Annotated in this window: 4 protein-coding genes and 1 pseudogene; 2 read left to right on the forward strand and 3 right to left on the reverse strand. The window is 64.0% G+C overall.

Annotated features, from left to right (window positions below):
* Both VFL62_RS19395 and VFL62_RS19400 read left to right on the forward strand, forming a co-directional pair.
* A pseudogene (locus VFL62_RS19395) lies at positions 1 to 698 on the forward strand (carboxypeptidase regulatory-like domain-containing protein); the annotation flags it as partial.
* Between the two features lies 1 nt (position 699).
* Entirely contained in the window at positions 700 to 1,680 is a 981-nt protein-coding gene (locus VFL62_RS19400; RefSeq protein WP_325173999.1) for a tripartite tricarboxylate transporter substrate binding protein, read from the forward strand.
* 50 nt (positions 1,681 to 1,730) lie between these two features.
* On the opposite strand, the gene VFL62_RS19405 is transcribed toward VFL62_RS19400, so the two are convergent.
* From VFL62_RS19405 to VFL62_RS19415, 3 genes are all read right to left on the reverse strand, one after another.
* The gene (locus VFL62_RS19405; protein WP_325174000.1) at positions 1,731 to 2,090 is read right to left on the reverse strand and encodes a GAF domain-containing protein; all 360 of its coding nucleotides are present in this window, start codon (positions 2,088 to 2,090) and stop codon (positions 1,731 to 1,733) included.
* Between the two features lie 283 nt (positions 2,091 to 2,373).
* Positions 2,374 to 3,975: an ABC transporter substrate-binding protein gene (locus VFL62_RS19410; protein ID WP_325174002.1), complete on the reverse strand. Its 1,602-nt coding sequence runs from the start codon at positions 3,973 to 3,975 to the stop codon at positions 2,374 to 2,376.
* Between the two features lie 479 nt (positions 3,976 to 4,454).
* Entirely contained in the window at positions 4,455 to 5,969 is a 1,515-nt protein-coding gene (locus VFL62_RS19415; protein ID WP_325174001.1) for a CHAD domain-containing protein, read from the reverse strand.
* Positions 5,970 to 6,325 lie beyond the last annotated feature (356 nt).

The raw sequence follows: 6,325 nt of genomic DNA on the forward strand, positions 1-6,325 counted from the left end.
TCCAGCCGGGCAAGGACAAGCGCATCGCCGTCAACGAATATGCCATCGCGGTCAGCCCGACCGATGGCGCGATCTGGGGAACGGTGATCGGCTATCCCGGCTCGATCGTGCGCACGGTGCTCGGGCCAAACCCGGAAGAGACGGCGCTGTCGGAAATCTACGAGCCGCCGCTGCCCGGCTACGGCCCGCGCGGCGGCGACATCGATGCCGATGGCGTGTACTGGGCGGCGCTCTCCAGCGGCCATGTCGGCAGCTTCGACCGCCGCAAGTGCAAGGTGCTGAATGGGCCGACGGCGCTCGGCAAGCACTGCCCGGAAGGCTGGACGCTCTATCAATTGCCGGGGCCGCAGATCCGCGGCGTAGAGGACGGCGGCAGCGCCGAGGCGAGCTATTACGTCTGGGTCGACTGGTTCAACACCTTCGGCCTCGGCAAGAACGTGCCGATCGTGATGGGCAACCTCAACAGCTCGATCCTTGCGATCGTCAACGGCCAGTTCGTCAATTTCACCGTTCCCTACCCGATGGGCTTCTTCCCGAAGAACGTCGACGGACGGGTCGACGACGCCGGCGCCGGCTGGAAAGGCACCGCGCTGTGGTCGACCTACGGCACGCGCACGATGTTCCACCTCGAAGGCGGAACGGCCAATCGCCCGCGCGCGGTGAAACTGCAGCTTCGGCCCGATCCGCTCGCGCACTGACATGCTGAAGGTCCTCCGCGCAGCCGCGCTTTTGTTCGCAGTTGCCGCTTCGGCGGCCAATGCGCAAAGTTCCGGCGCGCCAGCGTATCCCGAGCGACCCGTCCGCATCCTCGTTCCCTATGCGCCCGGCGGCATCACCGACATTGCCGCGCGCATTCTCGGCGCCAAACTCGGCGAGGTCTGGGGGCATCAGGTGGTGATCGAGAACCGGTCCGGCGGCAACGGGCTCATCGCGATGTCCGCCGCCGTGAAGGCCGATCCGGACGGCTATACGCTGGTGATGGCGAGCGGGGGTGACGTGTCGCTGAACCCGGCGCTGCTGGAGAAGATGCCGTACGACGTCGTGCGCGATCTGGTGCCGATCAGTAGCGTCAGCGACGCGCCGATTGTGCTCGCCGCCACGAAGAACAGCCCCTATCGTTCGGTCGCCGATGTCATCGCGGCCGCGAAAGCAAAGCCCGGCGGGATCGACATCGGCACGCCCGGCGTCGGCAGCATCACGCATCTGGTGCTGGAATGGCTCGCTCTGAGTACGGCGACCAAATTCCAGAACGTGCCGTTCAAGGGCGGCGGCCCGGCCGTACAGGCGCTGATCTCAGGCGTGGTGCCGCTGGCGATCCTGGCCAGTTCTTCGGTTTCGCCTTACCTGCAGGATGGAAGCTTGCGCGTGCTCGGCATCGCCTCGGCCGCGCGCTCGGCGCTCAATCCGGACTGGCCGACCTTGCGCGAGCAAGGCGTCGCCGAGGTCGACGCATCGAACTGGACGGCGCTGTTTGCGCCCAAGGGCACGCCGGATGCGATCATCGACAAGCTCAACGCCGATGTCGTGAAGGCGCTGAATTCACCCGAGGTGAAAGCGCGCTTCGCCTCAGGCGGCGCGCAGGTGATCCCCTCGACACCGGCCGAACTCGCCGCGCGGCAACAGAGAGAGCTGGCGATCTTCAAATCCGTCGTCGCCAAGTCCGGCATGCACGTCGAGTAGGCCAGACAACACCGAGGCAGAGTCGCCGCGGGGCTGCTCACGCGCTATGTTCACGCCGCGCCGTCCCAATGCGCCTGCAACACCGTGCCGATCGCGTCCGCTGCGAACTCCATCAGCGCGATGTCAAAGTCCCGTACGTCGGCGGGCTTGGAATACCCCATCACAAACGTCCCGATCGGAAACCTGTCGCGGCCCAGCACCGGGCGCGACTGCAAGGCGCGGATGCCATGGCCGATGCACAACTGGACAAAGCGTTCGTCGAATCGCGTTTCTGTCGTCAGGTCGTGCGAGGTAATCACTTCATTGCCGTCCATTGCCGCCGTGCACGCTCCGAAATAGGGCGGGCGCATCGGAAGCCCTTTGATCGCGGACTGAAAGGTTGGCGGCAAGTTGGGAAAGACGGCGCGCACCAGCTCGGTTCGATCCTTGCTCGCGAGGCTAACTCCGGTCCTGGATTGAGGCGCCATCGCTTCGACGCGACTGCAGAGCGATGCGATAGCTGAATCGAGCGACATGAATCCCGCTTTTGATGAACTCCACCAAGCTAGGGGTAAGTTGTTCGCTCAACAAGGCAGAGCAAACGCACGCGCCGCATGCGCGCGCGGCAGAAGTAAGTTACTCAAACTTAGTCGGCATCTCCGATCTGAAGCATGCATGCCGATCCGCTATGTTCAGTTTTGAACAAGCGAGACTTCACGCCGTCTTGCTGACGCCCCAGAAGAACGGCAGCGGTCCCTGGGTGACGCCGGCGAGATCCCGATTCCAGGCATAATAGCGCTTGTACCAGCCGAGCGGCGCGCACATCACATCGTTCAGCGCGGCTTCGTTCAACCGACCGGCCGCCGCCTTTTCATCGTCGAGCGTGGTGGCGGCGAACCAGGCCGCGATCTCGGCTTCGACCGGCGCACTCTTCGCCCAGCCATCGACCACGGCAGTGCCGCTCGCCTGGATGAACGGACTGGTCGGAAACACCCAGTCCACGCCGTAGACGCTGGTGTGATACATGTGCCAGCCGCCCTTGGCCGGCGGATTCTTCTGGCCGCGGCGCGCCACCACGGTGCCCCAGTCGACTGCGGCAAAATCCACGTTCATGCCAAGCTGCTTCAACAGATCCGCGGTGACGTCACCCCATGCCTTGTGGTTGGCGATGTCCTGCGCCGCCATGCAGACGATCGGCTCGCCTTTATAGCCGCTCGCGGCGAGCAACCGCTTGGCCTCGTCGAGCCGACGCGCGCCTTTCAGAATTTCGCCGCCCTGCTCGGTGTAATACGGCGTGCCGGGCGTGAAATATCCGGGCAGCAGCTTCCACATGCTGACATCCTCGCCGACGAAGGCGCGCATGTATTCTTCCTGGTTCAGGGCCATCAGCATCGCCCGCCGGGCGCGCGGATCGTTGAACGGCGGAAACAGGTGGTTCATCGAGAGCACGCCGATATTGCCGTAGCGGTCCTGGATATCGACGACGACATTGCGGCTCTTGCGCAACATCGGAATCAGGTCGGGAAGCGGAAGCTCCCACCAGTCCACCTCGCGGTTTTGCAGCGCGGCGGCGACGGTTGCCGGATCCGACATCGTGATCCACTCGATGCGATCTGCGGTGATCCGCTTTCCGCCGGCCATCCAGGATGCATCTTCCTGACGCGGAACGTAATCGGCGAATTTTTCGAACACTGAGCGCGCGCCCGGCACCCAGTCGCTGCGCACGAAGCGCATCGGCCCCGAGCCGACATATTCCGATATCTGCTTGAACGGATCGGTGGCGGCAATCCGCGCCGGCATCACGAAGCAGCAGGGCGTTGCGATCTTGCCGAGCGCCAGCAGCATCTTCGGATAGGGTTTTTTGAGGACCCAGCGGAAGGTGCGATCGTCAACGACAACAAGCTCCTGCTCGATGCTCTTGATCGACTGTCCGAACGTGTCGCGCGCGGCCCAGCGATTTATGCTGGCAACCGCGTCCTGCGCCAAGACCGCCTCGCCGTCGTGGAATTTGAGTCCGGCGCGCAAGCGGAAGGTCCAGGTGAGGCCATCGGTCGAAACCCCTTCCGCTTCAACCATCTGGCGCTGGACCTTGAGACCCGCGTCCATGCCGTAAAGCGTGTCCCACACCAGAAGGCCGGCATTGCGGGCGATATAGGACGAGGTCCAGATCGGATCGAAGTTGGCAAGGTCAGCGTGCGGAACCAGGCGGACGGTGTTCGCCGCGGCGCGTTGCGAGATCGCGGGTGCCGGCAAACCGCCGGATGCGGCAACGATGCCGGCGCCGGTCAACGACTTCAGGAATGCCCGTCGATGCATCGCGGCCACCTTCAAATCAGACATTCAATGTCTGCGCCACTTTAGGGCCCAGAACGTATCGAATCCATCACATCGGCGGCATCAAGATGCCGCATCAATTCCGGCGGTCGCGCTGCAGGTCGGGCGCCGCGCGCGATGCCAACCGCCGTCTTTGCGCGCTCTCACGCCAGCGGGCCCGGCTTTTCTCCAATTCCACCAGCAGTGCCATGAAACACGCGCTCAATCCGAGGCAGATCGGTGCCAGAAAATTAAGCGGATCGATGCCACGCAAAGCATCCAACAACAGTTTTATCGAGAAAATCATTTGTCGGTCTTTCGGTTGGCCGGATTTGTGGAAGTTGCAGCGAAACGACAAATCGGGCCTGAGACGCCGGCTAAGCCAGCATCGTGCCAGGACAGTCCTGAAATCCTCGTGACAATGGTGCGAGCGACAAATTGTCGTCCTCGCGGGAAAGCGCAGGCCTGGACGGCGATGTCGGCTAGGACGGCCGGGCTTCGAGCTGACGCAGGCGGCGAAGTTCCCTTGAAGCCGATTTGAGCAGGGTTTTCGATGCCTCCTCTTCGTGGCCCGCCAACAAGCCTGAGGCAAACGCACGGGCGCGCCGGTCCTTGCGCGGCGCCGTCAAGGCTGCGTCGGCCGCCATGGTGCGATGGGCGAGGAAATCGTTGAGCGCACCGAGCGCATCCTGGATTTTCTTCAGCCGGCCGGAAAACCGCGCAAGCTCTTCGTCCGCCTTCGCGGGATACAGCGCCTCGAAGAAATCGACGGCATAGCGAAGCTTCTTGACCTTGATCCGCAGCTTGTGGCGCTGGCGCGGCGACAATTCGTTCAGATGCCGGCCCTGCTTGCGGACCTTGCGCGTGCGCCGCTGCATCAGGGCCGCGGCAAAATCGCCGATCGGCGTCTCGGCTGCCGGCGCGCCGGCGCCGCGCAAGGCCAGCCATTCGAGCACGTCGATCAAGAGACGGCGGTAACGCGCCGTCGCCAGCGCAGCCCGCGCTTTGTGAAACGCGGTCTTCCGCTGCGCGGCGAAATGTTTTTCGAGCGCGCGAAAGCCGCGTTTCGGCGTCGAGCTGCGACCGAGCGGCTTGATCCGCTCGGCCAGGAAGACGTCGATCTCGCGCGCCGGCGCAAGTTCGCCGGTCAACCATTTCAGTTCGTGCTTGATATCGGCGGTGCGCGGTCCCGGCAGAAGTTCGCCGAACAGGGAAATCGCCGCCCGAAGTCGGCGCAGCCCCACCCGCATCTGATGGACGGCTTCGGCATCAAGCGCACGAACGCCGGCCGCATTGGCGGAAAAATGCCGCAGGCTCGCATAGCCGATTACCTTGAAGGCATCGCGCGCCGTCATCTTGCCGGAAAGCTCGACCGGTTCGGCGTGGATCGCAGGCTGCTCGCCGCCATTGGCGAGGCGATAGCCGTGTTCGGCCTTGGAGCTCAGATCAAGCTCGGCACCGAGGCGACGTTCGATGGTCCGCGCCAGGCGAAACAGATCCGGCACCTGCCCCTTCTTCAGCTCAAGCTCGAATTCGGAAATCGCTTCGGCATGGCGGCCTGAGGAAATCTTGCCGCGGTCGACCGCCAGCTCGATCGCGCTCGCGCCGAGCGAAAGCGGGCGCGTTTGGCGCTCGACCGTGGTCTGGAACACCGGCCGGATCTTGCGACGGGTTTTCCGGTTGGCCAGGTTCGCCAGCGGCGTCCCCTTGGCCTTTCTGAAATCGGGCTTCGCCCCGTGCAGCTCCGTTTCCCACTCGCCGCGCGCAAAGCCGCCGCCGGGCGCGGTCTTGATCGTCTGTTGGAATTGTTCGCCGGATTGCCGGACGCGCAGTGCAAGCCCGTGACGGTGCAGCTTCCGCTTGGGCGTATCGAAATAGGTCGACACCAGACGGCGGCGGCTGACCGGGCCGATCTGCGCGCCAACGACGCGCAGATGCGACAGCGCGCCGACATCGCCGCGTGCAAGACGAAACTTCAGTTCCGATTCGATCGACATGGCCTTCCCGCGATTACGGTCTCAAGAGATCAAGACGGCGAAAGTTCCGGGGGGTTGGCGGCAGCGGCGGCGGGAGAGGCCGCGAAAGGGGTCGGCCCGGCCTAAATCCATCGCGTCAAACGCGCGGGAAGAGTCGGCAATTTGTTCGACGCCGCGTCGGCGGAGTCGCGCGAACGAAGCAAAGATGGGGCCGCGATAATCGCTCTGCGCGGGTTAGGAACAAGCGCACCTCCCGCAGGTTTGCGCCTGACATTCCTCCAACGCGGATCCCCCTCATGTACCACCATGTGAAAAAACTGATGTTCACCGTTCGCGTCGACGAACCCGACCCGCGCTTTGGCAACATGCTGCTCGAA

This window comes from Bradyrhizobium sp. (genome assembly GCF_035701725.1).
Lineage (GTDB): Bacteria > Pseudomonadota > Alphaproteobacteria > Rhizobiales > Xanthobacteraceae > Bradyrhizobium.

Coding starts and splice junctions, on each gene's coding strand:
- VFL62_RS19400 (WP_325173999.1), top strand. CDS start 700: ATGCTGAAGGTCCTCCGCGCAGCCGCGCTTTTGTTCGCAGTTGCCGCT.
- VFL62_RS19410 (WP_325174002.1), bottom strand. CDS start 3,975: ATGCATCGACGGGCATTCCTGAAGTCGTTGACCGGCGCCGGCATCGTT.
- VFL62_RS19415 (WP_325174001.1), bottom strand. CDS start 5,969: ATGTCGATCGAATCGGAACTGAAGTTTCGTCTTGCACGCGGCGATGTC.